Origin of the sequence: Moraxella sp. FZFQ2102, from assembly GCF_024137865.1 — a bacterium.
Taxonomy (GTDB): Bacteria; Pseudomonadota; Gammaproteobacteria; order Pseudomonadales; family Moraxellaceae; genus Moraxella.
This window is the reverse complement of sequence record NZ_CP099960.1, coordinates 727,826-753,827: the sequence shown is the minus strand read 5'-3', so window position 1 is coordinate 753,827 and position 26,002 is coordinate 727,826. Positions and strand designations below refer to the sequence as shown.

28 protein-coding genes are annotated in these 26,002 nt (G+C 45.9%); 14 read left to right on the top strand and 14 right to left on the bottom strand.

Features of this window, described 5'->3' with window-relative positions; genetic code table 11:
- Window positions 1-128: 128 nt before the first annotated feature.
- Complete coding sequence (locus NGM44_RS03595; RefSeq protein ID WP_253224285.1) at window positions 129-857, bottom strand: response regulator transcription factor; 729 nt, start codon at window positions 855-857, stop codon at window positions 129-131.
- 399 nt (window positions 858-1,256) lie between these two features.
- Here NGM44_RS03595 and NGM44_RS03590 point away from each other — a divergent pair, with 399 nt between their 5' ends.
- Entirely contained in the window at window positions 1,257-1,760 is a 504-nt protein-coding gene (locus tag NGM44_RS03590; protein WP_253224284.1) for a cytochrome b, read from the top strand.
- Window positions 1,761-2,106: 346 nt separating this feature from the next.
- Here the strand turns inward: NGM44_RS03590 and polA are convergent, their stop codons facing one another.
- The 3 genes from polA to NGM44_RS03575 form a co-directional block, all read right to left on the bottom strand.
- On the bottom strand, window positions 2,107-5,064 hold the full coding sequence (gene polA, locus NGM44_RS03585) for a DNA polymerase I (protein ID WP_253224283.1): 2,958 nt from the start codon (window positions 5,062-5,064) through the stop codon (window positions 2,107-2,109).
- Window positions 5,065-5,160: 96 nt separating this feature from the next.
- On the bottom strand, window positions 5,161-6,135 hold the full coding sequence (locus tag NGM44_RS03580) for a lysozyme inhibitor LprI family protein (protein ID WP_253224282.1): 975 nt from the start codon (window positions 6,133-6,135) through the stop codon (window positions 5,161-5,163).
- An 80-nt stretch (window positions 6,136-6,215) separates the two neighbouring features.
- A complete protein-coding gene (locus tag NGM44_RS03575; protein WP_253224281.1) occupies window positions 6,216-6,500 on the bottom strand; it encodes a hypothetical protein in 285 nt (94 codons plus the stop codon).
- 143 nt (window positions 6,501-6,643) lie between these two features.
- Between NGM44_RS03575 and NGM44_RS03570 the strand changes: the two genes are divergently transcribed.
- A complete protein-coding gene (locus NGM44_RS03570; protein WP_103034497.1) occupies window positions 6,644-8,227 on the top strand; it encodes a peptide chain release factor 3 in 1,584 nt (527 codons plus the stop codon).
- Window positions 8,228-8,480: 253 nt separating this feature from the next.
- On the opposite strand, the gene NGM44_RS03565 is transcribed toward NGM44_RS03570, so the two are convergent.
- Together NGM44_RS03565 and NGM44_RS03560 are read right to left on the bottom strand one after the other, a co-directional pair.
- Entirely contained in the window at window positions 8,481-8,801 is a 321-nt protein-coding gene (locus NGM44_RS03565) for a hypothetical protein (RefSeq protein ID WP_253224280.1), read from the bottom strand.
- Window positions 8,802-8,846: 45 nt separating this feature from the next.
- A complete protein-coding gene (locus NGM44_RS03560) occupies window positions 8,847-9,200 on the bottom strand; it encodes a hypothetical protein (protein WP_253224279.1) in 354 nt (117 codons plus the stop codon).
- A gap of 145 nt (window positions 9,201-9,345) precedes the next feature.
- On the opposite strand from NGM44_RS03560, the gene NGM44_RS03555 reads away from it, so the two are divergent.
- The 6 genes from NGM44_RS03555 (at window position 9,346) to NGM44_RS03530 (ending at window position 13,480) form a co-directional block, all read left to right on the top strand.
- Window positions 9,346-9,708 carry a helix-turn-helix domain-containing protein gene (locus tag NGM44_RS03555; RefSeq protein WP_253224278.1) on the top strand — a complete coding sequence of 121 codons (363 nt, stop codon included), beginning with the start codon at window positions 9,346-9,348 and terminating at the stop codon, window positions 9,706-9,708.
- 132 nt (window positions 9,709-9,840) lie between these two features.
- Window positions 9,841-10,425: an NADPH-dependent F420 reductase gene (locus tag NGM44_RS03550; RefSeq protein ID WP_253224277.1), complete on the top strand. Its 585-nt coding sequence runs from the start codon at window positions 9,841-9,843 to the stop codon at window positions 10,423-10,425.
- Between the two features lie 31 nt (window positions 10,426-10,456).
- Complete coding sequence (locus tag NGM44_RS03545) at window positions 10,457-10,981, top strand: SgcJ/EcaC family oxidoreductase (protein ID WP_253224276.1); 525 nt, start codon at window positions 10,457-10,459, stop codon at window positions 10,979-10,981.
- Between the two features lie 84 nt (window positions 10,982-11,065).
- On the top strand, window positions 11,066-11,929 hold the full coding sequence (locus NGM44_RS03540) for a DMT family transporter (RefSeq protein WP_253224275.1): 864 nt from the start codon (window positions 11,066-11,068) through the stop codon (window positions 11,927-11,929).
- A 79-nt stretch (window positions 11,930-12,008) separates the two neighbouring features.
- A complete protein-coding gene (locus NGM44_RS03535) occupies window positions 12,009-12,821 on the top strand; it encodes a putative RNA methyltransferase (protein WP_253224618.1) in 813 nt (270 codons plus the stop codon).
- Window positions 12,818-13,480, top strand: coding sequence for a hypothetical protein (locus NGM44_RS03530; protein WP_253224274.1), 663 nt, complete (start codon window positions 12,818-12,820; stop codon window positions 13,478-13,480). Before NGM44_RS03535 ends, NGM44_RS03530 begins: the two co-directional genes overlap by 4 nt.
- Before the next feature lie 66 nt (window positions 13,481-13,546).
- Here NGM44_RS03530 and NGM44_RS03525 read toward each other — a convergent pair whose 3' ends face one another.
- On the bottom strand, window positions 13,547-14,587 hold the full coding sequence (locus tag NGM44_RS03525) for a 2,3-butanediol dehydrogenase (protein ID WP_305884154.1): 1,041 nt from the start codon (window positions 14,585-14,587) through the stop codon (window positions 13,547-13,549).
- 240 nt (window positions 14,588-14,827) lie between these two features.
- Here NGM44_RS03525 and NGM44_RS03520 point away from each other — a divergent pair, with 240 nt between their 5' ends.
- The gene (locus NGM44_RS03520) at window positions 14,828-15,652 is read left to right on the top strand and encodes an RsiV family protein (protein ID WP_253224273.1); all 825 of its coding nucleotides are present in this window, start codon (window positions 14,828-14,830) and stop codon (window positions 15,650-15,652) included.
- Between the two features lie 122 nt (window positions 15,653-15,774).
- Window positions 15,775-17,277, top strand: coding sequence for an anthranilate synthase component I family protein (locus tag NGM44_RS03515; RefSeq protein WP_371923538.1), 1,503 nt, complete (start codon window positions 15,775-15,777; stop codon window positions 17,275-17,277).
- 45 nt (window positions 17,278-17,322) lie between these two features.
- Here NGM44_RS03515 and NGM44_RS03510 read toward each other — a convergent pair whose 3' ends face one another.
- The 3 genes from NGM44_RS03510 to cmoA all read right to left on the bottom strand — a co-directional run bounded on the left by NGM44_RS03510 (window position 17,323) and on the right by cmoA (window position 20,234).
- Window positions 17,323-18,246 carry a DUF808 domain-containing protein gene (locus NGM44_RS03510; RefSeq protein WP_253224271.1) on the bottom strand — a complete coding sequence of 308 codons (924 nt, stop codon included), beginning with the start codon at window positions 18,244-18,246 and terminating at the stop codon, window positions 17,323-17,325.
- Between the two features lie 186 nt (window positions 18,247-18,432).
- The gene (cmoB, locus tag NGM44_RS03505) at window positions 18,433-19,458 is read right to left on the bottom strand and encodes a tRNA 5-methoxyuridine(34)/uridine 5-oxyacetic acid(34) synthase CmoB (protein ID WP_253224616.1); all 1,026 of its coding nucleotides are present in this window, start codon (window positions 19,456-19,458) and stop codon (window positions 18,433-18,435) included.
- Window positions 19,459-19,472: 14 nt separating this feature from the next.
- Window positions 19,473-20,234 carry a carboxy-S-adenosyl-L-methionine synthase CmoA gene (cmoA, locus tag NGM44_RS03500; protein ID WP_078317952.1) on the bottom strand — a complete coding sequence of 254 codons (762 nt, stop codon included), beginning with the start codon at window positions 20,232-20,234 and terminating at the stop codon, window positions 19,473-19,475.
- Window positions 20,235-20,309: 75 nt separating this feature from the next.
- On the opposite strand from cmoA, the gene msrA reads away from it, so the two are divergent.
- Window positions 20,310-20,828, top strand: coding sequence for a peptide-methionine (S)-S-oxide reductase MsrA (gene msrA / locus NGM44_RS03495; RefSeq protein ID WP_253224615.1), 519 nt, complete (start codon window positions 20,310-20,312; stop codon window positions 20,826-20,828).
- Between the two features lie 89 nt (window positions 20,829-20,917).
- Here msrA and NGM44_RS03490 read toward each other — a convergent pair whose 3' ends face one another.
- Window positions 20,918-21,625 (bottom strand): nitroreductase, encoded by a 708-nt coding sequence (locus NGM44_RS03490; RefSeq protein WP_253224270.1) that lies wholly within the window; start codon window positions 21,623-21,625, stop codon window positions 20,918-20,920.
- 262 nt (window positions 21,626-21,887) lie between these two features.
- Here NGM44_RS03490 and NGM44_RS03485 point away from each other — a divergent pair, with 262 nt between their 5' ends.
- Entirely contained in the window at window positions 21,888-23,291 is a 1,404-nt protein-coding gene (locus NGM44_RS03485) for a lytic murein transglycosylase (RefSeq protein ID WP_253224269.1), read from the top strand.
- Window positions 23,292-23,426: 135 nt separating this feature from the next.
- On the opposite strand, the gene NGM44_RS03480 is transcribed toward NGM44_RS03485, so the two are convergent.
- Both NGM44_RS03480 and NGM44_RS03475 read right to left on the bottom strand, forming a co-directional pair.
- Window positions 23,427-23,600: a hypothetical protein gene (locus NGM44_RS03480; RefSeq protein ID WP_253224268.1), complete on the bottom strand. Its 174-nt coding sequence runs from the start codon at window positions 23,598-23,600 to the stop codon at window positions 23,427-23,429.
- 37 nt (window positions 23,601-23,637) lie between these two features.
- A complete protein-coding gene (locus NGM44_RS03475) occupies window positions 23,638-24,351 on the bottom strand; it encodes an SPOR domain-containing protein (RefSeq protein ID WP_253224267.1) in 714 nt (237 codons plus the stop codon).
- A 230-nt stretch (window positions 24,352-24,581) separates the two neighbouring features.
- On the opposite strand from NGM44_RS03475, the gene NGM44_RS03470 reads away from it, so the two are divergent.
- Entirely contained in the window at window positions 24,582-24,812 is a 231-nt protein-coding gene (locus tag NGM44_RS03470) for a DUF2788 domain-containing protein (RefSeq protein WP_371923537.1), read from the top strand.
- 119 nt (window positions 24,813-24,931) lie between these two features.
- On the opposite strand, the gene NGM44_RS03465 is transcribed toward NGM44_RS03470, so the two are convergent.
- Window positions 24,932-25,276 (bottom strand): hypothetical protein, encoded by a 345-nt coding sequence (locus NGM44_RS03465; protein ID WP_253224266.1) that lies wholly within the window; start codon window positions 25,274-25,276, stop codon window positions 24,932-24,934.
- Between the two features lie 347 nt (window positions 25,277-25,623).
- On the opposite strand from NGM44_RS03465, the gene rpsU reads away from it, so the two are divergent.
- A complete protein-coding gene (gene rpsU / locus NGM44_RS03460) occupies window positions 25,624-25,839 on the top strand; it encodes a 30S ribosomal protein S21 (RefSeq protein ID WP_078254635.1) in 216 nt (71 codons plus the stop codon).
- Window positions 25,840-26,002: the final 163 nt, after the last annotated feature.

Below are 26,002 nucleotides of genomic sequence, written 5' to 3'. Positions count from 1 at the left end.
AAACGACGATGAATCTTGATGGTGGATTGTTAATAAGTTTAATAATCGGTCAATAAAAGCCAATCAGTCACTAAAACAGCAAAAACCATCAAACAAGCCGCTTGATGGTTTTGGATAATTTTGAACACTTACACTTGATCGGTGGCGAATTGATAACCGACACCGCGCACGGTGATGATGCGCTTAGGCTGGCGTGGATTGTCTTCGATCAAAGCACGCAAGCGTGAGATATGCACATCGATGGCACGATCAATGTTCTCTGAGCTGTCGTCATTTGGCATCGCTTGCCACAGCTGTTCGCGGTTTAATACTTTACCAGCATGGGTAGCAAAGTAGTGCAAAAGCTGGAACTGATGCGTGGTCAGGCGTACAGGTTTTTCGTCGATGGTGACTTCGTGGCTGTCAGGATAAACAGTCAAGCGACCGAAAGTTAAGCTGCCTGAATTGGTGTCAGCTTGGTTCGGTGTCTCATGACGGCGCAGGACCGCACGAATACGCGCCAATAGTTCACGCGGCTCAAATGGCTTAGAAATATAGTCATCTGCACCCATCTCAAGACCAAGCACACGGTCGGTGGTGTCGCCTTTAGCGGTCAGCATGACGATAGGCACTTTATTGATCATGGCGTTTTTCGATGAGCGTACCTTTTGGCAGACTTGCATACCGTCCATATCAGGCAGCATCAGATCAAGGACAATCAGGCTGATGTCGCGCTCTTTGGCTTCTAGGATGTCAAGACCACCTTGACCTGTCGGCGCATGATGCACTTCATAATAGTTCATCGACAGATAGTCGCTGATCAGCTCGGCTAGGTCTGGATCGTCTTCAATCAGTAGGATTTGTTTATTATTCACCATGATAAATTTTCCTTATAAAACTAATGTTAATACTATCAAATGATTTGTAGCATATCTTGCCAAGATTTACACAGCTTGGCAAGCATAAATTTGTAGTTATTTTTAAAAAGTTTGACTCAATACTCACAATAATGCCGCGGTGGCAAACTGTCAGTAACAATCACTTGATGATGTTTTTGGGCTAAAATTACAAGAGTAAATGATGACATTTTCATCAAATTTGACCAGCTTTCGGCGCAAATGGCACAAAACTGATAATTTGGTATCATGTCTGTCTGTAGCCAAGATACAAAATATCACATAATTGGTATATTTCATCAAGGATGCTTTGTTATAATGCGATTTATTGATAATTTTGCAAATATACTTGAAATGATTGAAGAGATTGGAGCTTGAAGTATGACGACTGTGGTCGAAAAATATAGCCTTGGTGCGCGCATTTTTCACTGGATTGGTGCGCTATTAATCGTGGCGGCATGGGTGTTGATTGAGCAGGGTGAATCGTTCATCGGTCTGCATAAGGCGGTGGGATTTAGCTTTTTGATTTGGACGATTTTGCGTATTGTGAATCGTGTGATCACCAAAGCGCCGCCACCTGTGCCGATGTCGAAGCTGCAGACGATGGTGGCAAGCCTTGTGCATTTGGCGCTGTATGTGGTGATGATTGCCATGCCTGTGACGGGTTTGCTTGGCACTTTGGCAGAAGGGCAGGCGCTGAGCGTGTTTGGCTTGTTTGAGATTGCAGGTTTTGCGACGGTGAATTATGATTTGGCAGATCAGATGATAGCGCTGCACAAAGATGTGGTGTGGACAGCATTGCTTGCGCTGATCGTGGCACATATCGCTGGCGCGCTGTATCATCAGTTTGTGGTCAAGGATAATCTGATCGCGCGGATGCGTTAATCGCGGCTAAGTCGTGTGGATGCGTCAATGTTTGTAAGAGATTTCTTACAACGATTGACGCATTTTGCGTATTTGTATTATGCAAAAAATCATGCATAATACACACATAGCAACGGAGAACCCTGATGGAGCAGGGCAAGGATGACATGCTATTCAAGGAAGGTTGGTAAGGATACGGATTTTACGGTGGTAAAATCAGGGAAAACAACGGGCGGTGTCTGATGGCATCGCCCGTTGTTTTTTGTCTGTTTTTGTCTGTTTTTGTCTGAAATAACAGCTGGTCACAAGCCAAAAAACCGCTCATGCACCACATGAACGGTTTTGGGATGGATTTAGAATTGGCGTATCAATGCGCCTGATCCCAGTTGTCACCGATACCGACTTCGACGACAAGCGGCACGGCAAAGTCCACCTGCCAGCCACGCACTGCTGCAAAGTCGTCCAGCACCGATTGCATGGCATCTTTGATGATGGCAGCAATGTCATCGGCTTTGTCTTGATCCACTTCAAACACCAGCTCATCATGCACTTGCAGTAGCAGTTTGGCATGATCTTTTGGCAATACTTGATCGACGGCAATCATCGCAAGCTTGATGATCTCAGCGGCTGAGCCTTGTAGCGGTGCGTTGATGGCGGCACGCTCGGCAGCTTCTTTGATCATACGATTGCTGCTGTTGATGTCAGGCGAATATAGCTTACGACCCAGTAGCGTCTGTACATAGCCGTGTAGTTTGGCATGGGCTTTGGTGTTCTCCATATAGTCATGGATGGCAGGGTAGCGAGCAAAGTAGCGTTTGATATAATCCTGTGCCACCGCACGATCCACGCCAAGCTGCTTGGCAAGCCCAAAGGCACTCATGCCGTACAACAGCCCAAAATTCACTGCTTTAGCCGCTCGGCGTTCGTTCGATGTCACTTCATCAAGTGGCTTATTCATGATTTCACTGGCGGTGGCGGTGTGAATGTCAAGCCCACGGTGAAAGGCATCAATCAGGCGTTCATCACCGCTAAAATGTGCCATCAAACGCAGCTCAATCTGTGAGTAGTCCGCCGCTAGGATGACACGACCTTTTGGCGCAATAAAGGCTTCACGGATCAGACGCCCTGTGTCGGTGCGAATCGGGATATTTTGTAAGTTTGGATCTGATGATGATAAGCGACCTGTGGTGGTCAGTGCCTGATGGTAACTGGTGTGCACTCGGCTATCTTTATCGGCAGCACGAGCCAGTGCATCCGTGTAGGTGCTTTTGAGCTTGGATAGACTACGATGCTCAAGCACGACATCGACCAGCGGATGATCGATTTTGGCAAGGATGGCTTCGGATGTCGAGTATTGCCCAGTTTTGGTTTTTTTGCCACCTTGTATGCCAAGCTTATCAAACAAAATCTCGCCAAGCTGTTTTGGGCTTGCTAGGTTAAACTGCTCACCGGCAAGCACTTCAGCACGCTGTTCAAGCCCCAAAATCTCAGTATCAAAGCGGTGCGATAGTGTACCAAGAAAATCGGTCGCAATCAAAATCCCATCATGCTCCATCTGTGCTAGAATCTGAGCCGTTGGGATCTCAAGCTCGTGCAATAGGCGATGTGCTGTGCTATCTTTGGATAGATATTGTGAAAATATACTAAATAGTCTAAAGGTAATATCAGCATCTTCGCAAGCATAGTGGGCAGCGGTGTCGATGTCGATTCTATCAAAGGTGAGCTGTTTTGCACCTTTGCCTGCGATGTCTTCAAATGTGGTGGTCGTCACGCCCAGATAGTGACTTGCCAAGTCGTCCATATTATGACGCGTCGCGGTGTTGTTGATCACATAGCTGGCAAGCATGGTCTCAAATGCCCAATTATTCGGCGTGCTGTGAATATCTCCAATCAAATCAATGCCATAATTGGCAAAGATATGCGCATCATATTTGATGTGCTGACCGATTTTGCTGATGTTTGGGTTTTCTAAGAGTGGCTTAAATTTGGCAAGCACCATATCTCTGGGTAGTTGACCATCGAGTAATACGCCCAAATCATCGACATGACCGACAGGGATATAATAAGCGTCAAAGTTCTGGTAAGCGATGCTGATGCCGACCAATTCAGCGTGTTGCCAGTTGATGCTTGTGGTCTCAGTATCGATGGCAAAATACGGTACGCTATGAAGTTTGGCTAATAATTCATCAAGCTGATCCATTGTACTGATGGTCTGATAAGTCACAGGCTGTGATGGCAAGGTTGGTACGCTCATTGCATCGGTGCTGTCATCACCAAGTGCGTCAATTTCTTGAAAGGCTTGCGAAAACTGTGCTTCAAGTTCGGCATCCATCTTGGCAGCCACCGCATCGATGCTCTCATCATCGGCATGAAAGGCGGTTTCAAGCTTGGCAAGTTTGTCACTGATGGCGCTAATCTCTGTGCGAAACTCAAGCTCGCCAAATAAGCGATGCAGCTCATGCAGGCGAGACGGATCATCATCACCTTGAAGTTTGATATCATCAAATTCAAACGGCAAACGCAGATTGGTGACGATGGTCGCCAGCGTGCGATTGAGCGGAATCTCATCACGATGCTCGGCAAGATTTTTGCCCACCACACCTTTGATATTATCCAGATTTGCCAAGATGCCATCAATGTCTTGGTATTCGGTGAGTAGTTTGGCGGCGGTCTTGGCACCGACTTTTGGGATACCTGCGATGCCATCGGAAGCGTCCCCCATGAGTGTCAGGTAGTCGGCGATTTGGGTGGCGGCGACGCCAAATTTGTCGATGACTTGGGCAGGGTCAGTCAGCTTACCTGTGAAGCTGTCTTCGAGCGTCACGCAGTCATTGACCAGCTGTGCCATATCTTTATCACCAGTTGAGATGATCACTGGATGTCCTGCTTGACACGCCTGATGAGCGAGTGTGCCAATGATATCATCGGCTTCAAAACCATCAAGCTTGATCAGGGGAATGCCAAGCAGCTCAATCATGCGATGAATGTAGGGAATCTGCACTCGCAAATCATCATCCATCGGTGGGCGATGTGCCTTATAGCTGTCGGATAACTCATGGCGAAAGGTCGGTGCTTTGGTATCAAATGCCACTGCCATATATGCAGGCTTATAGCGACGCATGAGCTTATTTAGGGCGTTTAATACACCACGGATAGCATTGGTCGGTAGGCCGTCTTTATTGGATAAAGGTGGCAGACCAAAAAAGCAGCGAAACAGATAATATGAGCCATCGACCAGCACCACAGGCGCGCGCGTGCTATCGATGTGACTGGTGTCAAATTTGGCAAGGTTTGGGATGTTGGTATAGGCGGTCAAATCGGTCATGGGTTTACTTAAAGCTTAGGTGGATCAAACCTTATTGTAGCACAGTTGATAAAAAAAGCACGATTTCATGAATCGTGCTTTGATTTGGGATGTTCATTATTGGAACTGGCTAAGATAAGCGGTGCGTTCGGTCAAATGTTCCACTTCACAATTTAGGCGAATCAGCTCTTTTTCGTCATCTGTAGTGCCAGTCTCATTGGCAAGTGCACGGCAAGTTGATTCGCGTTCGGTGTTAGATGCTCTTTGCTCTTCACGGAGATTGTCTTTGGTTTCTGAACTCAAAGATTTCCAAGTGGCATTAAGATCTGCGTGTCCTTGATCAAAAGCAGCTTTGGCTTGGGCTAGCTCACTGCTAAGATCCATAGTTTCGAATTCGGCTTCTGGTTCGCTGTACTCAACTTCACTGACGGCAGGAGTAGTACTTTCTGCTTGATTGGTTGAAGTACTACTAACATCAGCACTAACGGTCTCTGCAAATGATCCGCTATCGTTTGTCGCTGGATTTAATAGTGACAAAATTACCAAGGCGGCAATGCCTTCGCTAATTTCTTTATTTTCAATTTTTGCAAAAATTTGCTTGCCATCGTCACTTGGTTGCAGATCATATAAAATTTGCACTTTATAAGCATTAGCAGCGTCTGATGAGAGTTCATAATTTGATTTTTCCATCAAAGACTCAAGATCGCTTGCACCAAGAAATTCATAATCTTCAATCTTGGCATTAATGGTTTTTAGCATCTCGCTTGGAATGGTAACTTCAAGGTTGCCTTCGCAGTAAACCTTTGTGCTGTTTGGGTCTTCTTTTGAAATGCGAATATCTTTAATGTCAAGACCAAGAGAATTGAGCGACGCACGAATCGCTGATAGGTTTGGAGTATCCCCAAACAAGACCTCAAGTGCGGCGGCATCTTTTTTAAATCCTTTTTCGATGCTTTCAGCAATGGATGTTTTAACAAGTTCAATACCTTGCTTATCAGAGCAAGAGAGTTTTTTGTCGCCAAAGCATCCTGCCAAAAGCAAGCTTGAGCTTAAGGCGGTAACGATAGATAATGATTTAAAAGATAGTTTCATAACACACCAATACCAATTTCATGTCAATTATTTTAATTGTATCAAAAATCTAACCATTTGTATAACTATATTTATTTAAGCTACTGTCGATGATCGGCACGAATCCACTCAGGATAGCGGACGGCAAGTTTGGCACAGACGGCTTTGGCGATAATTTGAATGATAAAGGCCAAGACAATCATCACGCCGACATAGATGGCGACTTCTAGCGTGCTTTTGTTATCCAGCCCGGCGTGTTGGCTGGCTGAGAATACCAATACGAAGCCAAGCACCATCATGGCGTATTTGAGCCATAGCTTACGCTGATAGACATTAAAAGCAATTAATAGTAAGCCAAGCAGCGCATAAATCACGGTAAGAGCCATAAAATTCCCATCGTCCAAATCGAATGTATGTCATCATTATAACAGTCAATACTGTCATTTCATACTCAAAAATTGCTTGATGTGTGCTATAATTTGCCATCATTTTTATCCAATTTTTTGCCAAATTTAACCGAAATACAATTATGACCACACACCTATCCCAAATCCAGCGCCGCCGCACCTTTGCCATCATCTCTCACCCTGACGCGGGTAAAACCACCATGACCGAAAAGCTCCTGTTATGGGGGCAAGTCATTCAGACCGCAGGCGAAGTCAAATCCCGCAAAACCGACAAACACGCCACCTCTGACTGGATGAGCATGGAGCAAGAGCGTGGGATTTCTATCACCACCTCTGTCATGCAGTTTCCTTATGGCGATAATATGGTGAACTTGCTTGACACCCCTGGTCACGCCGACTTTAGTGAAGACACTTACCGTACACTGACTGCGGTGGACAGTGCCTTGATGGTGATTGACGGTGCTAAGGGCGTCGAAGAGCGGACGATTAAGCTCATGGATGTCTGCCGTATGCGTGATACGCCGATCATCTCATTTGTTAATAAGCTGGACCGTGAAATCCGTGACCCTTTGGCGCTGCTTGATGAAATTGAAAGCGTCCTAAAAATCAAATGCGTGCCGTTTACCTTTCCGATTGGTATGGGGCAGGATTTTGTTGGCGTGTATCATTTGGGTGAGAATAAGACTTACTTTTATAAAAAAGGCTTTGGCACACAAATCACCGACATTGAAGTGCGTGATGGCTATGAGCATGACGACATCAAGGAGCGACTGGGCGAGCTTGTGTGGAATAAGTTTGTGGAAGACTTGGAGCTTGCACAGATGGCACATGAAGACTGGGATGAGAGCGAGTTTTTGGCTGGTCGTCAAACGCCTGTGCTGTTTGGCACGGCGTTGGGTAACTTTGGGGTGAATATGATTTTGGATGTGCTTACCCAGTACGCCCCACCGCCAAAAGACCATGAGACGCTTGAGCGTACGGTCAAAGCAGATGAGCCAGAATTTACCGGCTTTGTCTTTAAAATCCAAGCCAATATGGATCCCAAGCACCGAGACCGTGTTGCCTTTATGCGGATTTGCTCTGGGCGATATGAGCGTGGCATGAAGATGAATCATGTGCGTATCGGCAAAGAAGTGCGTGTATCGGACGCTTTGATGTTCCTAGCGGGCGACCGTGAGACGCTGGACGAAGCTTATGCAGGTGATATCATTGGTCTGCACAACCATGGCACGATTCAGATTGGCGATAGCTTTACCAGTGGTGAGAATCTAAACTTTACGGGCATTCCGCACTTTGCCCCAGAGCTGTTTCGCCGTGTGGTGCTAAAAGACCCACTCAAATCCAAACAGCTTCAAAAAGGCTTGCAGCAGCTGTCCGAAGAAGGGGCGACGCAGGTATTTATGCCACAAATCAATAATGATTTGATTCTAGGTGCGGTGGGCGTCTTGCAGTTTGAAGTGGTGGCACATCGCCTAGCCGAAGAATACAAAGTGCAATGTACCTTTGAGCCTGTATCCATCGCGACCGTACGCTGGGTGCATTGTGATGACAAAGTGGCGTTTGAAAAATTTAAGAAAAAAGCCCATGACCAACTGTCCGTAGATGGCGGTGGCTATCTGACTTATCTTGCCCCAAGCCGTGTCAATCTACAACTGATGCAAGAGCGTTATCCTGAAGTGGAGTTTCGTGCGACAAGGGAGCATTGATGGTTTGACAAAGCTTTATAATAAGGATACAACTCTCCCTTTATAACTGTCATTAAGTTGGCTGTTGTTTAGGGCTAAAAAAACCGCTTTTTGGCGGTTTTTTTTGATTTAGGCGGTCGGGTTTTGTTAAATTTGTGCTGATAGCGTATTGTGCACAATATTTTAGATACTCATTTTCCATGCACTGCGTGGAAAATGAGTTGGGATTTGCGTAAGCGTAGACCATTAAATATCTTGTTTCAATGAGTATTTTCTAAAATATTGGTCTATCTGTGGTTGCTGCAATCACAGAAATAATAATAATCACCATAACTACAATGGCTAACAAGAAAGAGCCTAACAGACTCAGCCATACATTAGCCCCTACTTTATGGCGCAAAATTTCAAAAGAAATATAGTAAGCTGCAAAAGTAGCGATGCAAAGAACAAAGCCAGATTTTGCAGCAAGCAGAATGGCAATTAGCACTATATATAAGAAATAGCTCAGAAAATAAGCTAATTTATTGCCGCCAAAATCCGTATCTAGCTTACTTTGTTTCTTTGGGTGATCTTGTTTAGGGTTGAAAATATTCATAGGTTGCTTATGGTTGATAGATGGTCATAAAATACAAATAATTGATTAGAAGCAACCATATGTGCCACAGGTGGTGTGGTAATAATTACCATCACTGTCAGTGCCACTATAGCTAGTGTAGGAACCCATTCGGTTAATGGTTTGGTTCCAGCTGTTACCATCTTTATCATAGCCATTTTGGATGGTCATATTGCCAATAGTGTGTGAATTGCTACTCCATGTACTGCCAGTGTTAGAATTATAGCCATTCACATAGGTCATATTGCCTGACTTCAGCACATTATATGAATTTCCGCTGTTGGTATCATAACATCTATACATGGTGCTTGTACCATAGCAATTTGCATTTGCTGACAAAGATAATGAAAGTAGAGACAGTGCAAGGATAAGTTTTTTCATAAATTCTAACCCATAACCATAAAAATGTTTGTTTATCGTTGAACTTAGTATTATAATAAGTGATATTTGATATTATTATCAACCAACAAAACAGTATTTTGATTAACCATTTTTTAATATCTTCTAACCACAAAACAGGTTTTCTATGCCAATACATACCAACCTACAAAAGCTACGGTCTAAGCTTGATTTGAGCCAAGAAGAGATGGCTCATGAGTTAGGTATGTCAAAAAATGGCTACGGTAAGCTTGAGCGTGGCGAGAGCAAAATTACTGTTGAACATCTACAAAATATCGCCAATGTATTTAATATTGATATTGTAGATTTATTAAAAGAAGAGCGTGATTTTTCACTACTGATTGGAGATAATCACGGTAATTATGCCAATAAATACTATGACAACGCCCAAGAATTAGAAAAATTACAACTCATCATTGACCATCAAAAACAACTACTTGAACAAAAAGACAAAGAAATCGAACTACTAAGACGATTGCTTGATGCTTAAAAGTACTGCATCTCATCGATCACCACCCCACCTAAATGACCGCCAAGTTCTACCCATTGCCAACCGCCTAAGTATTGGCGTATGATGATGTCATAACAATAAAAGTCATAACAATAAAAAAAGGATCGTTATATGAACATCTCAATCATCGGCCAAGGCAACATGGCCAATGCCATCAAATCCCATCTACAAGACGCCGGCCATGCGGTCACGCTCATCGGTCGTGATGTCCCTGATACACTGGATTCATTGGTGATTTTGGCGATTCCGTATGCATCACATCAGCAGTTTGTGGCGGATCATCAGGCCAAGCTTAGCGATAAAATCATCATCGATATCTCAAATCCTGTTAATTTTCAGACGCTAGACACATTGGTCGTGCCACAAGGCGAGTCAGCAGCAAGCTTGCTGCAGCAGGCATTGCCATCAGCACGCATCCTAAAGGCATTTAACACCACATCGGCATTTATGCTAAATGCCAAAAAAGTCGCCGATCGAGATGCGCCGACGGTGCTGATCGCAGGCGATGACGCCGACGCCAAACACACACTCATCACCGCCCTACAAGGCTCAAACCTAAATGCTGTGGATGTCGGTAGCCTTCAGCAAGCCAAGCAGCTAGAAGCACTCGGGATGCTGCAGATGTATCTGGTCAAAAATGGCACCACCGCCAAGACGGGTGGCTTCTCGCTATTGGGTTTGACTTCGGATAAATAATCAATCACACCACAACAATAAGGAAAATAACATGAAATATACTCTAAAATCATTGACAATACCCATGGCGGCAGTGATGCTAAGTGCCTGTGCTGCCACACCAAGCGTCACGCAGCCTGTCATCGTCAGCACAAATACGCCATCAGCGACTCAGCAGGCGAATGAAGCTGCCGTACGAGCCGTCATGCAGCGTTATCAGCAGGCGATGCGCACCGCTGATGTGGATGGGATTGCAAGCGTGCTGCATCCTGATGTGGTGACTACTTTTCAAGATCGCTTAACTGCCAAAGGCAAAGCACAGGTGCTACAAAATTATCAAGGTACCTTTTCGGCGATGGATTTTGGCACCATTGATTATGTGATTGATGATATCGTCGTCGATGACCAGCTGGCGATGGTGGCGACCATCCATCCTGTCGGCTCGTATGTCACCAATAAAAAAGACGGCAGCCGACATCTGGATCATAACCGTGAACTGTTTATCCTAAAACACTCTCAAGGCGATTGGCTGATTTATCGTTATATGTACAACCAAACGCCAGAACAGGCACGATGATTGTGCTTGCTTTAGTTGGCTAAGTGGTTATAATACAGTGGGGCGTGATGCGTCCCATTTTTTGTTATAAAAAGGTGGTCATCGATGAAATCATACACAGACACAGGCTCATTTCTTGGCTCGCTATGGATGGTGGTCGCTGCGGTATGTTTTTGTACGATGGGTATTTTGGTCAAGGCGGCAGGCGGTCGATTTGCCATGCACGAGTACGAACTGGTGTTTTGGCGAGTGATTTTTGCTACGATTGTGCTTGGCGTGCAGGCGTGTATCGCCAAACAAAGTTTTGCTACCGCTTATCCCAAAGCACATTTTTGGCGGTCGCTAGCGGGTACGCTTGGGCTTGTGATGTTCTTTTTTGGCTTGGTGCATCTGCCTTTGGCGACGGCGATTACTTTTAATTATACTTCCAGTTTATTTTTGGCACTGTTTTCGGTGCTGATTTTGAAGCAATATCCATCTGGGCTGACTTGGTTTGCCTTGATGCTTGGCTTGGTGGGTATTGGCTTGATTTTGCAGCCGAGTATCTTGGGACACGGATGGCTACCGACTTTGGTGGGCTTGGGCAGTGGTGCGGTGGCAGGCTATGCCTATCTACAGGTGCGAGAGCTGTCGCTACTTGGTGAGCCGTCGTGGCGGATTGTGTTTTATTTTTCGGCATTGGCAAGCGTGGTGACTTTCATCATCAGTACCATCAAGGGCTGGACGATGATCAGCGTGGAGATGGTGCCGTATTTATTGGGCATTGGGCTGTCGGCGATGTTTGGGCAGTTGGCAATGACTCATGCTTATAAGGTTGGGCGTAAATTTATGGTGTCTGCTTTGGCATATCTGACCGTTGTGCTATCTACCTTGTACGGGGTTGTCGCATTTGATGAGATGCTACCGATGATGGCGATGGTGGGGATTGGGCTTGTGATTGGCAGTGGCATTTTGGCAGGCAAAAAATAAACACCAACACCGCCAATCCCAAAAAATCAGTCAGCTATGCTACAATAACCAATCCATTGACAATGACTCAAAATACATCATGCTCACCTGTCCAATCTGCCAACAGTCCTTGACACTTACCCAAAAAAGCTACCGCTGTCCATCCAATCACAGCTTTGATATCGCCAAAGAAGGCTATGTCAATCTGCACGTTGTTCAGCACAAAAAGAGCAAAAATCCTGGTGATACGCCCGAGTCGGTGGCAGCACGGCGGGCGTTTTTGTCAGCAGGATATTATCAGCCGCTCAAGGCAGGCGTACAGCATATCATCAGTCGCTTGTCGGCACGCACGGTGCTTGATATCGGCTGCGGTGAAGGCTACTATACCGAAGCACTTGGGCAGGTAGCACAAACTGTCATCGGCGTGGATATCGCCAAATCTGCTGTGCAAGCCGCCGCCAAAGCGTATAAAACCAGCACTAACATCACTTGGGTGGTCGGCACAGGTGCGATACTGCCTGTGGCAGATGGCAGTATCGATGTCTGCACGAGTCTATTTAGCCCGCTACCAAAAGATGAGATGCTAAGAGTGCTACAGCCAACGGGTCATCTGATCGTAGCAACCCCTGCACCCAACCATCTGTATGCCATGCGTGAAGCATTGTTCGGTCAAGTGATACCGCATGAGCCAAAGAAGTTCATCGCAAGTCTGGCGCCTGAATTTGAGCTTGTAGATGAGCATTTGATAATCAGTGAGTTTAGCTTGGATAATACCATGCTTAAGCATCTGATTGCCATGACACCTTATGCCTACAAGGCAAAAGCTGACAAACGAGCCGAGCTTGAACGCTTTGATACGCTTGATGTGCGTGGCGAATTTTGTGTGTTTGTGTTTAAAAAGGCGGTGAGATGATGGGGCAGATGACGCGATTTTTTGGCAAGATCAGTATTGTTGCAGGTGCTATGGCGGTGATTTTGGCAAGTGCAGGCTGTGCCAATCTGCCAAACACCACACCAAGCCAAGTACCAACCACAACCCCAACCACCCAAAGTTATGCGCAGTATGACTTTGCCATCTTATTACCGATGGCGCAGGCATATCTATACTCGCAAGCAGGGCAGGCGTATGATGTCGCCTTGCGCGATGAGTTTATCCGCTTTGTTAATCATCATCACTTGGTCGGACATGATGGCGCAAGATTGCAGCTGAATGCAGATGGCACGGGCAGTTTTTTGGATGAATACAAATACTGGCTGAATCTTGCGGTGAATATGGCATACCATCAAGGCGATGACTTGCACGCGTATGAATTTCTTGCGCAGAAAAAAGATAAAAATCCGTATTATATCGATGATTTTCAAGGATTTATCAATAAGCAAGTAACAATGACAAGCTGCACCGCACCTGATCGCTGCACGGCTGCGCCCGTGATCAGTAAACTTACCCAAAACAGCAACAGCGCTTGGCTGATCCGTGATGGTGCGCGTTATGATCATGCGCTGATGGCGATGATAGTCGCTGCCAAACTGCGTGCTGATGGCAAGCGGGTGAATTTTGGGCTGTTTTGGTGAGTGAGAAAAATCCCAAAGTGTTGATACTTTGGGATTTTTTGGTAAATTTAAGCAAGATTGGTTGGTTTATTTTGGCTCAACCAAAATCTTAACTTGGCTTTTTTCTTTGACCAGTGCTTCAAAGCCTTCTTCGACGATATTTTCAAGCTTAATGCGTTTGGTCACAAGCTTATCTTTGCTAAAGTAGCCTTGTTCCATCAGTTTTAGCACTGCGGGGAATACATCGCGATAGGCAATGATGCCTTTGACGGTTTTTTCTTTGATGACAATTTCGTTCGGATGGATAGATGCTTCGCCTTCCCAGATACTGACAATCACACATTCACCGTCATTTTTGATGGCTTCAATGGACTGCTTAAGCACAGGGGCGACGCCTGTGACTTCAAATGACACATCCGCACCACCGCCTGTTAGGCGTTTGATTTCGGCGACAGCGTCCACTTTGGCAGGGTCAATGACGATGGCACCAAGCTCAGTGGCTTTGGCTTGGCGTTCGGCAGATAGTTCTACGGCATAAATGTCGGTCGCACCCGCTGCACGCAAGGCTTCGATGACCAATAGACCAATCGGGCCACAGCCAAACACGGCAGCGGTATCGCCAGCTTTTAGTTTGCTTTGACGCACGGCATATAGGGCAACGGCAGCAGGTTCGGTCAAGGCGCCTTGTTCGTAGTCAATGCTATCAGGTAGCTTATGCACAAGCTCGGCATCCACCACACAAAATTCAGCAAAGCCGCCATCCGCCATCAGGCCTACAAAGCCTAAGTTTTCGTCTAGGTTGTATTTGCCTGTTAGACCGTTTTTGGCAAGGATTGGCTCAACGGTGACACGGTCGCCCACTTGCACACCAGTCACATCGCTACCGACTTCCACGATTTCACCAGCAAATTCATGACCCATGGTGATGGGGGCTTTTTGACCTGAATAAGGGTGGTTGTCTTTGGTGGGGATAAAAATTGGACCACCTAGGTATTCGTGCAAATCAGAACCGCAAATGCCTGTGTATTTGACAGCGATTTTGACTTGATGGGCTTTTGGACTAGGAATAGGAGCGGTTTCAACACGGATATCACGCTGACCATACCAGCGAGCGACTTTCATACTCATAATTCGTTTCCTTAGGAAAATACAACTACCGATTGGGTATCGGTAGTATTACTATACGCCTTTATCAGATGCTTGGCAAGCCAAATTCATCATAAAAATTCAATTCTATTGATTATACAAATTTAATAATTGATACTGAGATGAGCCAAATTAAATTAACTATTTTCAACCATGTGATATCTATGCTATGATGAATTATCTTTATTAAGCACTTGGCGAAAATCAAAAATAGGTAACTCAATGCAAACTCATCCACGAAAACACACTTTGATGGCAATGATATTGGCGATGGGACTTGGTGCGTTCAGCTTAGCGCAGGCGAGCGATTTTTATGTGCAGTCCAAATGGGTTGAGACAGATGGTACGCCATATGAGAGCTGTGGCGAGTATTGCCCGAGCGTCGATTATCAGCTGATACACACAGGGCATATGTGGCTAGATAGTGTGATTAATAAAGATGTGCTTGCCATCATTGATGTACTGGATGAGCATGACCCAAACTCTGCCATCGCCAAGCAAACCAAAACTTTTTATGATAAGCCATTGGTGACTGACCGTGAGCTTGCTCGTGAGCTGAATCGTATTACAAATAATCTGGTTGGTGCTGTCAATACTGCGCGTGCCGAAGACAGTATCTATAGCTATTCGGTGATGGCGACACCATCGATGATTGGTATGCACAAAGGGCTTGCCTTGATGCGAATCGATGGTAATGTCTATACGGGTGGGGCGCATGATTTGCCAAGTAGCTATTACTATGTCTTTGATTTGACAAATAAAAAACTACTGACGCTCGATGACATTATCATCGCAGGGCAACAAGATGCCCTAGAGCAGATGTTATATGCTAAGTTTTATGAATATCTGATTGCGATGGAAGTTGAGCCGTCCGAGATTATGAATAGCTGGGATTTTGCGGTGACGGATAATTTTATGTTTGATGAGACAGGGGTGGAATTTTTGTATCAGCCCTATGAGATTACACCTTATGTCTTTGGGATGCCGTCACTGCACCTAAGCTATGCCGAGCTTAAAGGCATTCTAAAATCTCAATACCTAAAATAATCAAAATCAGCACGCCATGTTCATAATGACTTGGTGTGTTTTTTATAAAAATTTCGATAAAATTGTGCTATGATAATGACAATTTTTTATGAATTGCATGGATTATAACAATGTCAAATCCGATGACCAAAGACGAGTTTTTACAATTCAAACACCGTGGCTACAGCCATGTACCACTCATCAAAAAACGCCTGATGGACGATGCGACACCGGTGTCGGTATTTGCCAATATTCGCAAACTAAACCCAAAAGCTTATTTGTTTGAGTCGGTGGTCGGCGGTGAGCGTTTTGCTCGTTATTCGATGATTGGGCTTGGCAAGGGCGTGTATTTTGAATACCAAGATGGCGTGATGAAAGTCGGCAGCGAGCTGGTGGGCGTAGTGTCGAGTACCCAGACGGACAAGCCATTTGATGAAATCCGCAAGTTTATGGCGCAGTTTACCATGCCGACGGTGGAGGATGTGCCAGCGTTGCCGGTGTTTAGCGGTGGTTTGGTGGGGTATTTTGGTTATGATTTGATTCGCACCATTGAGCCATCGGTGGGGCAGTCGGATGCACCCAATCCGCTGAATCTGCCTGATTTGTGGCTGATGTTATCGACCGAAGTGGTGGTGTTTGATAATCTTGAGCATACTTTATCCATCGTTGTCTATGCCAATAGCGAGCTTGAAAATGGCTATGAAGATGGACTGGTGCGCCTAGCTGCAATCGAAAAAGCACTGGGACAGCGACCTGATTTGACCACGACCACACAGCCTAAGCCAAACTTTGTGTCTGTCACAGGTCAGGATAAGTTCTGCAAGGATGTTAATAAAATCAAAGACTACATCCTAGCAGGTGATGTGATGCAAGTCGTACCTGCGCAGCGTATGACGGCGGATTTTGATGGTGATGCCTTGAGTGTGTATCGAGCGCTGCGTTATCTGAACCCATCGCCGTATTTGTTTATGCTGCACGGCGAAACCTTTGGGGCAGGCAAATCGCCATTTGACATCATCGGGGCATCACCTGAGATTTTATCTCGTATCGAAGATGGTACGGTTACGGTGCGACCACTGGCAGGCACTCGCCGTCGTGGGCGTGATGCGGCAGAGGATTTGGCGCTTGAGGCAGAACTGCTATCCGACCAAAAAGAAATCGCCGAGCATCTGATGCTGATTGACCTTGGGCGTAATGACATCGGACGAGTATGTCAAATTGGCTCAGTCAAGGTGACGGACAAGATGTTTATCGAACGCTATTCGCAGGTGATGCATATCGCCAGCAATGTCGAAGGACAGGTGCGTGATGATGTCGATGCGCTTGATGTGTTTTGTGCGACTTTTCCGGCAGGTACGCTGTCAGGTGCGCCCAAAATCCGAGCCATGCAGATTATTGATGAAGTTGAGCCTGTCCGCCGTACGGTGTTTGGTGGGGCGATTGGTTATCTGGGCTGGCATGGCAATATGGATACCGCCATCGCCATTCGTACCGCAGTGATGAAAGATGGCAAGGTGCATGTCCAAGCAGGGGCAGGCGTGGTGGCAGATTCTGACCCGATGGCAGAATGGGATGAGACCAACAAAAAAGCCCTTGCCATCATCAAAGCGGTCGAGATGGCGTGTGATGGGCTTGAGATTGGGTAACAAAAAATGGCTTATTGTGTAATAAGCTATTTTTTGTTGATAAAATCAATGCTTCTTACCAAATAGCTTCTTTGCCATAATCACCACAGCAAGGATAATCAGACCTGCAATCAGACCGACAGCGCCATTATAGGCAGTCTCAGCCAGCCCACCGACAATGCCTGATAACGCAGCCAAATCCTGTGCCTGATGATGTAGCATATCGATGCCATGCACCAAGATACCACCACCGACCAAGAACATCGCAAGTGTACCGGCGAATGATAAGAACTTCATCAGCTTTGGTGCAAAAGCAAGCAGTGCACGACCCATCGCCTGTGATGATGAGCTAGGTTTGTTCAGTAGATGCACGCCCATATCATCAAGCTTGACAATCAGACCCACCAAGCCATACACACCGACAGTCATCAAGATAGCAATTGCTGTCAATGCTGCCGCTTTGGTTGCTAGTGTCGCTGCGGTCATTACGCCCAGTGAGATGACCACGATCTCAGCAGATAAGATAAAGTCCGTGCGAATCGCACCACGGATTTTGTCTTTTTCTAAAGCGACCAAATCCACCTGCTCATCAGCATTGGCGACCAGGCGGTCATGATGTGCGGCATCATCGTCAAGCTCATGCGGCAGTAGATTTGGGGCGAATTTATGCACGACTTTTTCGGCACCTTCATAGCACAAGAACGCACCGCCAAGCATCAACAGGGGTGTAATCAGCCAAGCTGCCACCGCACTGATGAGTAGGGCAGCTGGCACTAGGATGACTTTATTAATGAACGAGCCTTTGGCAACTGCCCACACTACCGACAGCTCACGATCGGCACGCACGCCAGTCACCTGCTGAGCGTTCAGTGCCAAATCATCACCCAGTACGCCTGCAGTTTTTTTTGCTGCCATTTTTGTCATTACTGAGACATCATCAAGAATCGTTGCGATGTCATCGAGTAGCATCAGTAGGCTACCACCTGCCATATTCTCACCTTAATTTAGAGTACTATTTTAACTGGTTTGTCATGCGTTGTTTTTGCATTTGTTTGGTATGGCAAATACAAAATAAGCCAAGCGCATGACGATTGGCTTATTATAATCAAGCTTTGGCAAATGATGTGTAGTAAATTGTATAAAATTGGCACAAATACCAGTTTATATCATCGCAGGTCAAGGCTTTTTGGCGACCATCACCGCGCGTACAGGGCGTGGATAGCCTTCGATGGTTTTGCTGTCATCATCAGGATCTAGAAAGTCTGATAGCGAATGATAAGTCATCCAATCAGTCGCACGCTGCTCATCGCTTGTGGTGGTGCTGATATCAACGCAGTGGACATCGACAAAGCCTGCTTTTTCTAGCCAAAGTGTCAGTGCCGCCACCGATGGCAAAAAATACACATTATTCATCATCGCATAGCGATCTTTTGGCACAAGTACGGTATTTTCATCACCTTCTACGACCAAAGTCTCAAGCACCAGCTCACCGCCTTTTAGCAGTTGATTTTTTAATTGTAATAAACAATCAAACGGCGAAGCACGGTGATATAGCACGCCCATACAAAAGACGGTATGAAACAATCCACCATTTGGCAATTCTTCTAAACCCACAGGAATAAAGTGAATCGGTGATTGGCCAAAGCGGTTGGTCATCTCACCCAAAAAATGCCGTATCGCCATAAACTGATGATAAAACAAGCAAGATGGGTCAATCACCACCACGCTACTGGCACCCGCGCCAATCATACGAAAGCCATGATAACCCGAGCCACCGCCAACATCGAGTACGCGTTTACCACTAAGGTCACTGATGTGTGGCAAGACACGATCCCATTTGTGATCGCTACGCCATTCGGTGTCGATATGGATTTGATGCGTCTCATCACCGACGATAAAGCCGCCTTTTCGCCATGGCATCAGGTTTCTTAGCAGTGCTTCGGCTTTGCGATAGTCACTGTGAGTCAGGCTGACATGAGCAGTGACACAGCTGGCATTAAGATCGATATGCGTTGGCGATACTTCAGGCAGTTTGTTAATCACAGATTCATAATACGGTGCGTGTGCATACCGCTCTTTATTTTTGATACTGCCAAGCCAATCAGGTAGGCGTTTGAGCCATTCATACGCCACAGGATGATGCTGAGCTAGGTCAAACAAGGTGTCAAATAAGGCTTTTTCGGTACGGGCAATGGTGTTCATCATACTAAAAATCGCTATTTAAACGCCACAATCGACGCAAAATTCAAAAACATAAACCAAGTCAAACGACGCTCAAATCCTGCTTGCTGCAGCCTATGATGATGTAGCTCAAGCGTGTCGGTGATGAGTACATTCTCAAGCGCATTTCTTTTGCCACTGATTTCCATTTCGCTGTAGCCATTGGCTCGCTTAAAATCATAATAGCGTTCGACTCGCCATGCATCATCTTGTTCATCACTTAGGTGCGTTTTTTCGGTGAGAATCAAAATACCGCCATCAGCCAGTGCATCGTGGCATTTTTGTAGTAGGGCTAGGCGGGCATCAGGATTGAGAAATTGCAAGGTCAGGTTGATAACAATCAAATCGCACGGCTCAAAGTCCATCTGCGTGATGTCGGCAAGCTCAAAGCGAATGTCATGATCAGGATAATGCTCACCGACGACACTTTTGGCACGATCGATCATCGGCTTTGAGATGTCGATGGCATGGATTTCAAGCTCATCAGGACGAAATTTATCCGCCAAAGCAAAACTTACCGCCCCAAGCGATGTGCCAAGATCATACACACGACTGACTTTTTTGCCATCATGAGTATTTTGGCGAAATAGGCAATGACGGCGAGCCAAAATCGGCAGCATGGCAAGCATCTGCCCATAGCCTGGAACACTGCGGCGAATCATATCAGGAAAACACGCCACCACTTCTTCATCAAAGCTAAAACGAGCCGATTTATCCAGCGGTGTCGTAAATAGCGTGTCGTGCTTGGTATTTGACATAGGCTTATGATAGACTGGTAAAAATGACTTATTATAGCATTGATTTATCAATTTGAAATTAAGGATGTGGCGATGATTCGATCAATCTTGTTGGGTGGTGGCTGTTTTTGGTGTACTGAGTCGGTGTTTGGCGCGCTAAAAGGCGTGCAAAGTGTCGTCAGTGGCTATGCAGGTGGTAGTGCCGATACCGCCAATTATCAAGCGGTTTGTACAGGTACGACAGGCCATGTCGAAGTCGTGCAGGTGGTCTATGATGATCAAGTGATTGATTTATCGCAAATTTTGGCAGTGTTTTTTGCTACCCATGACCCAACAACGCCGAATCGCCAAGGCAATGACATCGGCACACAATATGCATCGGTGATTTTTTATGAGGATAACACCGACAAAGCCATCGCTGAGCAACTTATAAATGAGCTTATCAAAGATGGCATCCCTGTCGTGACTCGCCTTGAGATGGCACCGCAGTTTTATCCAGCAGAAAGTTATCACCAAAATTATTTTGCCAATAACCCTACTCAGCCGTATTGTAACTTTGCCATTCCACCAAAATTGGCAAAACTGCGCGCGTCATTTGCCGAGCTGTTGAAATAAACGGCAAAAAAACCGTTCAATTTAAGCATTATTGAACGGTTTTTTATATCAATAGTTTTAAAGTGGTTTTGAGTTATTCAAAACTTTGATTAATCCAAAAACACCGCAAACTCATCCACAGGCACGCGTGGCGTGATAAAGGTATTGACGATGTCTGATTCATCAGCATAACCAAGTGCGACGGTACAAACCAGCTCTTCATCATCGCCTGCACCAATCGTCTCAAGCACCACAGGGTGAAAATGATTGAACGCAGCCTGCGGGCAAGTGTCAAGCCCACGAGCCTTGGCGGCGATCATCACATTTTGGATCATCATAGCGATGTCCATCTTTGAGCCAGTGCCCATCACTTTATTCACCGTAAAAAACAGCCCCACAGGCGCATCAAATAGCTTGAAGTTGCGATCTTGCTGTGCTGCCATTTTTTCTTTATCGCCTTTTTGGATGCCCAAAAGTCCGTACAGCCCCCAGCCATTTTCACGGCGACGATCGATGAATGGCGAGATCCATTCGGTCGGATAGTAGGGGAAAGTTTCTTGGAATTTGTCCGCAAGACTTGGGTCGTCGGCGATGGCTTGTTTGGCAGTAAAGATATTGTCAATCAGCTGGGCTCGTTTGTCACCTGTCACCACATAGACTTTCCACGGCTGTGTGTTCGTGCCTGATGGTGCGCGGCTTGCCACGCTTAGGATGTCTTTGATGATCTCTTGCGGTACTGGCGTATTAAGAAACGCACGCACCGAATGGCGACTGGTGATGACTTCATCGACGATTTGAGTTTGTTGTTGTAGATCCATAATATCACCTTGTCATTTAAAACTATAAAATGCTAAAAAATCGCTATCTCACCGTGATTATGGCAAAGCTTGGCAAGCTTGTCAAATTGCGAATGTAGTCGATGTGGTGTAGATAACTTACGGCTTTGTTAAGTTACCGCTTTGTTACAACTTGGTTGAAATTATCGGTATTTGGCAAGTTTATTTTGAAATTGGCAGCCAAATTCGGTAAGCTAAGGGAAACTTTATCGGTAAATCCTAAATGTGCTTTAAGGGAAAGTATATGAAAAAATCTTTATTAATGCTTGCGATGTCGGTGGTCGGCATGGGTGCTGTGCAGTCGGCGATGGCGGCTGATGACCTGCCAAACCTAAGCAATAGCGAATTTCAACAATGCCTTGATGGCCTAAAAAACAGCAGTGCGTTTCGTGGTGTCTCAAGCCAAACCTTTGAAACCTATCGCCCAAGTCAGCCTGACCCGACGGTGATTCGCTCGCTCAATTATCAACCTGAATTTAAAAAAGATGTTTGGGATTATCTAGCGTCACTGGTCGATAGCGAGCGTGTCGAAGATGGTATCCGCGCCAAGCACGAGCAGGCCGATGTCTTACGCCGTATCGAGAGCCGTTATGGTGTCAAGGCAGAGCATGTGCTAGGCGTATGGGGTGTGGAGAGTAATTTTGGTCAGACATTGGGCAAGAAAAATCTGTTCGACAGCCTTGCGACTTTGTCGTGCTTTGACCGTCGTCAGAGTTATTTCCGCGGTGAATTTGCCAACGCGCTAAAAATCGTCCAAAACGGCGACATCCGTCCACAAGACATGACAGGCTCATGGGCAGGTGCGTTCGGTCAGACGCAGTTTATGCCAAGTACATTCCTAGAATTGGCGGTGGATTTTGATGGTGATGGCCGTAAGGATTTGGTCAATTCTAAAGCTGATGCCCTAGCCAGTACCGCCAATTTCTTAGCCAAGCGCGGCTATCGCACAGGCGAGCCTTGGGGCTATGAAGTGAAGCTGAACGGCTATGATGGCTCAAGTGGTCGCCGTGACAAAAAATCAATTAGCCATTGGCAGAACATGGGTCTGACATTGCCAGACGGTCGCCCATTGCCGAATAATATGGCATCGGCAGGCTTGCTATTGCCTGCAGGTAAGCACGGTCCTGCGTTCCTTGTGGGCAAGAATTTCGATACTTTCTATTCGTACAATGCGTCAGAAAGCTACGCGCTTGCCATCGCGCATCTGTCGGATCTGATCACCAGTGAAAATACCGATACCAACTTTGCCACCCCTTGGCCAACCGATGACGCAGGCATCAGCCGCCGTGAGTCAAAAGAGATTCAGCAAGCGCTGCTTGATGCAGGCTATGACATCGGTGCGGTCGATGGTATCATCGGCGATAATACGCGCCGTGCGATCATGGATTATCAGCGCAAGGCAGGCGTGACGCCAGATGGTCGCGCAGGTCAGAAATTCTTGCGCCTGATTCGCTCAGCTAAGCCTGCGCAAGCGCCAGTAATGCAGCCTGTGCAAGCAGTACAGCCAACAGCGGTAATCAGCCAAACACCCAGTACACCACAGGCTCTACCAGTGGCTCAGCCACGCCAAACAACATCTGGCACGGGTACTGTCTATCGCCGAGTAGTCAATGCTGATGGCTCAACGACGCTAGTGCCTGTCAAATAAAATAATTGGTACAAACAAAAACCACCGCTTTGATTTTGGGCGGTGGTTTTTGCTTGGTAAAATCAAATGGATGTAAAAACAACTTGCATAAAGAGCATATACACTACGCCTACACATCAGTTTATTTAAATAACATCACTCGTCTTCTTGATCTTCATCGTCCCATTTGGCATAGGTTTTTGATGGGTCTTTGCCTTGGCTTTTTAGATAAGCGACTTGCTCTTCTAGCGTGCGTTTTTTCTCTGCTTGATGCATGGTGTCGCTTAGGTTTTCGAAGTTTTCGATCTGTGATTTAATGGTATCGGTCATGGCATCCCTCCTTCTGTTGGTGGAAATTAAATAAAAATCAGCGTTTTTGTTCGACGATCAGCGAGTCAATGCCATTGTTGCTTAGGCGTATACTGGCTTGGCTGGCTTCTTCGCGGCTTTTCATTGGAGTTGAGACCACTTGATAAAAATGCGTGCCATTGCTGCTGTCTGTGCGCTTGACAACCACCGCATCGACGCCCGCCATCAAGACTTCCGCGCGCTTGACATCGGCTTCATCAGCGGTAGTGTAGCTGCGGATTTGTAGGATGTAGGTCGTGCCACTGACGGCTTCATCGCCTTTGGTATCGGTCGTGTCATCACCGTCATAAGTGCTGTCTTCTTCGGTGACGGCAATGGTGTCATCACTTGATGCATCATCGCTGGCAGCTTGTGCGGATTTGGCGACAGGCTTAGCCGCGACGACGGCATCAGGGCTTAGGGTGTCGGTTGGGGCAGTTGGCGTGTCTTGGGTACTGACACCTTGTGGAATGCTGCGAAAATCCTGCTCGGGCAAGACTTCATAAAACTCATACTCAATTGGCGCGGTTGGATCTTGGATCGGCTCAACTTGCTCTTCGGCTTGCGGTGCTTGCTGCGCGCGGAAGCTGTCAAACAGCGGCGAAAAATAAGCAAACACGCCAAGCGCAATCACGATGACAAGACAAACCACTGTCATGGTCAGACTCAGCAGTCCGCAGCCGCTTTTGTCATCTTTATAGACGGCTGAAGGTTTGACAGGGCGACTCGCCATCACAACTCCTTAATGAGTGAATTTAGTGAGTGAAAAAAGTGAAAAATTAAATTGGTTGAAATTCAACTACCTATAACTATTATAACAAATTATTAGCATAAATGTATTGCTTACTTTTAAATCTTATGTTGCATTTTGTGTTAGAAATTTTAATGAAGCTGCCAATACACCGCCGCAACCGACACAATTTGTGCTATAATAAAACGCTTTAAAGATTGGGGATGATTGCCATGTTAGCCACTGTATTGATGGTCTCGGCTGAGACGATTACCGATTTGGGATTGTATATCCTATTGCCTATTTTTATTGGCTTTTTATTTTTTATCATGTGGGATATTTCTAAGAAGTCAAATGCAGGCAAGCAAGGCACATTTTGGATTTTTGTGGCGTTAGGGATGGGCTTTTTTGGCTTTCTTGCCAAATTGGTGATCGAATTTGTGCTTGAGCATTGGGTGCTGTGATATTTGGTGCAGTCAGTGCAAAATCTTGCGCGCTACAATTATTTGCTGATTAATAAATCATAAAACCGCTCAACTTTTAAATAAGTGAGCGGTTTTATGCTATATAACTTTAAGAAAAATTATTTTTTCTCTTCAGTTGCCGCAGCATCAGCAGGGGCTGCAGCTGCATCCGTAGCAGGTGCGGCAGCAGCGTCGGTCGCTTGAGCGTCGGCAGCTGGTGCAGCAGCGGTATCAGTTGCGGCAGCGTCGGCAGCAGGTGCAGGCGCTGAGCCATCAGCAGGGAAGCCGAATTTTGGCTGACCTTCATCGTCAAATTTCATCGGCTCAGCTTTTGGTGCTTTTTCTAAAGCTGCAGCTTGCGCTTCTTCGACTTTATCCACCGCATAAGTGTGTTCTTCTTTTTTGCCACAGGCGCTCAACACAGCAGCGGCAGCTAGGGTTACAACCAGAACTTGGGCTTTCATAGTCTCTCCAAATGTTTGTACAAAATCCTGCAGACAAGCAGTAAAACTTCTGTGACTATTATGCCATATTTTTGCCATAAATAAATGCTTGATGGATTATTTGTGTTAAATTTTCTTGAAAAATCACGGCAATGGCGGATTTTTTCGCCAAATTTAATAAAATTGTTGAACGATGGGTGGGATTTTGCTATAATCTGCGACTAATTTTGTGCAATCGCACACATCATAAGCAGTGGTTGCTGATGATGCATTCCAGTTTGAGCTGATGTCCATCGTCCAAGACCGATGGGCTATATAATACAAATACAGCCAAGCTGATGCCACCGTCTTGAAAGTAGGAGAGTATCATGCCTTCAGTTAAGGTAAAAGAGAACGAACCAGTAGATATCGCGATCCGTCGCTTTAAGCGTGCTTGCGAAAAAGCAGGCGTCCTAGCTGATGTTCGTAAAAAAGAATTTTTCGAAAAGCCAACCCAAGAGCGTAAGCGTAAAAAAGCTGCTGCGGTTAAGCGTTACAAGAAAAAAGTATATCGTGAGCAAGTTCGCACCACTCGCAAGTACTAATTTGTAGCTTGGCTACCAAAAAAAGACTCCGTTGGGGTCTTTTTTATTGTGTGGATTTTGGTATGGGCAGATAAATGGGTGGATAAATTGGCTGAGAAATCATCCTAAAGTAGCAGGGGTTTATCTTAAAGTCGGCTTAATATTGCTTGATTGTTGCTAAAAA

Excerpts from the sequence above, each read along its gene's own strand:
- NGM44_RS03595 (WP_253224285.1), bottom strand. The coding sequence starts at position 857 with ATGGTGAATAATAAACAAATCCTACTGATTGAAGACGATCCAGACCTA.
- NGM44_RS03590 (WP_253224284.1), top strand. The coding sequence starts at position 1,257 with ATGACGACTGTGGTCGAAAAATATAGCCTTGGTGCGCGCATTTTTCAC.
- polA (WP_253224283.1), bottom strand. The coding sequence starts at position 5,064 with ATGACCGATTTGACCGCCTATACCAACATCCCAAACCTTGCCAAATTT.
- NGM44_RS03580 (WP_253224282.1), bottom strand. The coding sequence starts at position 6,135 with ATGAAACTATCTTTTAAATCATTATCTATCGTTACCGCCTTAAGCTCA.
- NGM44_RS03575 (WP_253224281.1), bottom strand. The coding sequence starts at position 6,500 with ATGGCTCTTACCGTGATTTATGCGCTGCTTGGCTTACTATTAATTGCT.
- NGM44_RS03570 (WP_103034497.1), top strand. The coding sequence starts at position 6,644 with ATGACCACACACCTATCCCAAATCCAGCGCCGCCGCACCTTTGCCATC.
- NGM44_RS03565 (WP_253224280.1), bottom strand. The coding sequence starts at position 8,801 with ATGAATATTTTCAACCCTAAACAAGATCACCCAAAGAAACAAAGTAAG.
- NGM44_RS03560 (WP_253224279.1), bottom strand. The coding sequence starts at position 9,200 with ATGAAAAAACTTATCCTTGCACTGTCTCTACTTTCATTATCTTTGTCA.
- NGM44_RS03555 (WP_253224278.1), top strand. The coding sequence starts at position 9,346 with ATGCCAATACATACCAACCTACAAAAGCTACGGTCTAAGCTTGATTTG.
- NGM44_RS03550 (WP_253224277.1), top strand. The coding sequence starts at position 9,841 with ATGAACATCTCAATCATCGGCCAAGGCAACATGGCCAATGCCATCAAA.
- NGM44_RS03545 (WP_253224276.1), top strand. The coding sequence starts at position 10,457 with ATGAAATATACTCTAAAATCATTGACAATACCCATGGCGGCAGTGATG.
- NGM44_RS03540 (WP_253224275.1), top strand. The coding sequence starts at position 11,066 with ATGAAATCATACACAGACACAGGCTCATTTCTTGGCTCGCTATGGATG.
- NGM44_RS03535 (WP_253224618.1), top strand. The coding sequence starts at position 12,009 with ATGCTCACCTGTCCAATCTGCCAACAGTCCTTGACACTTACCCAAAAA.
- NGM44_RS03530 (WP_253224274.1), top strand. The coding sequence starts at position 12,818 with ATGATGGGGCAGATGACGCGATTTTTTGGCAAGATCAGTATTGTTGCA.
- NGM44_RS03525 (WP_305884154.1), bottom strand. The coding sequence starts at position 14,587 with ATGAGTATGAAAGTCGCTCGCTGGTATGGTCAGCGTGATATCCGTGTT.
- NGM44_RS03520 (WP_253224273.1), top strand. The coding sequence starts at position 14,828 with ATGCAAACTCATCCACGAAAACACACTTTGATGGCAATGATATTGGCG.
- NGM44_RS03515 (WP_371923538.1), top strand. The coding sequence starts at position 15,775 with ATGACCAAAGACGAGTTTTTACAATTCAAACACCGTGGCTACAGCCAT.
- NGM44_RS03510 (WP_253224271.1), bottom strand. The coding sequence starts at position 18,246 with ATGGCAGGTGGTAGCCTACTGATGCTACTCGATGACATCGCAACGATT.
- cmoB (WP_253224616.1), bottom strand. The coding sequence starts at position 19,458 with ATGAACACCATTGCCCGTACCGAAAAAGCCTTATTTGACACCTTGTTT.
- cmoA (WP_078317952.1), bottom strand. The coding sequence starts at position 20,234 with ATGTCAAATACCAAGCACGACACGCTATTTACGACACCGCTGGATAAA.
- NGM44_RS03490 (WP_253224270.1), bottom strand. The coding sequence starts at position 21,625 with ATGGATCTACAACAACAAACTCAAATCGTCGATGAAGTCATCACCAGT.
- NGM44_RS03485 (WP_253224269.1), top strand. The coding sequence starts at position 21,888 with ATGAAAAAATCTTTATTAATGCTTGCGATGTCGGTGGTCGGCATGGGT.
- NGM44_RS03480 (WP_253224268.1), bottom strand. The coding sequence starts at position 23,600 with ATGACCGATACCATTAAATCACAGATCGAAAACTTCGAAAACCTAAGC.
- NGM44_RS03475 (WP_253224267.1), bottom strand. The coding sequence starts at position 24,351 with ATGGCGAGTCGCCCTGTCAAACCTTCAGCCGTCTATAAAGATGACAAA.
- NGM44_RS03470 (WP_371923537.1), top strand. The coding sequence starts at position 24,582 with ATGTTAGCCACTGTATTGATGGTCTCGGCTGAGACGATTACCGATTTG.
- NGM44_RS03465 (WP_253224266.1), bottom strand. The coding sequence starts at position 25,276 with ATGAAAGCCCAAGTTCTGGTTGTAACCCTAGCTGCCGCTGCTGTGTTG.
- rpsU (WP_078254635.1), top strand. The coding sequence starts at position 25,624 with ATGCCTTCAGTTAAGGTAAAAGAGAACGAACCAGTAGATATCGCGATC.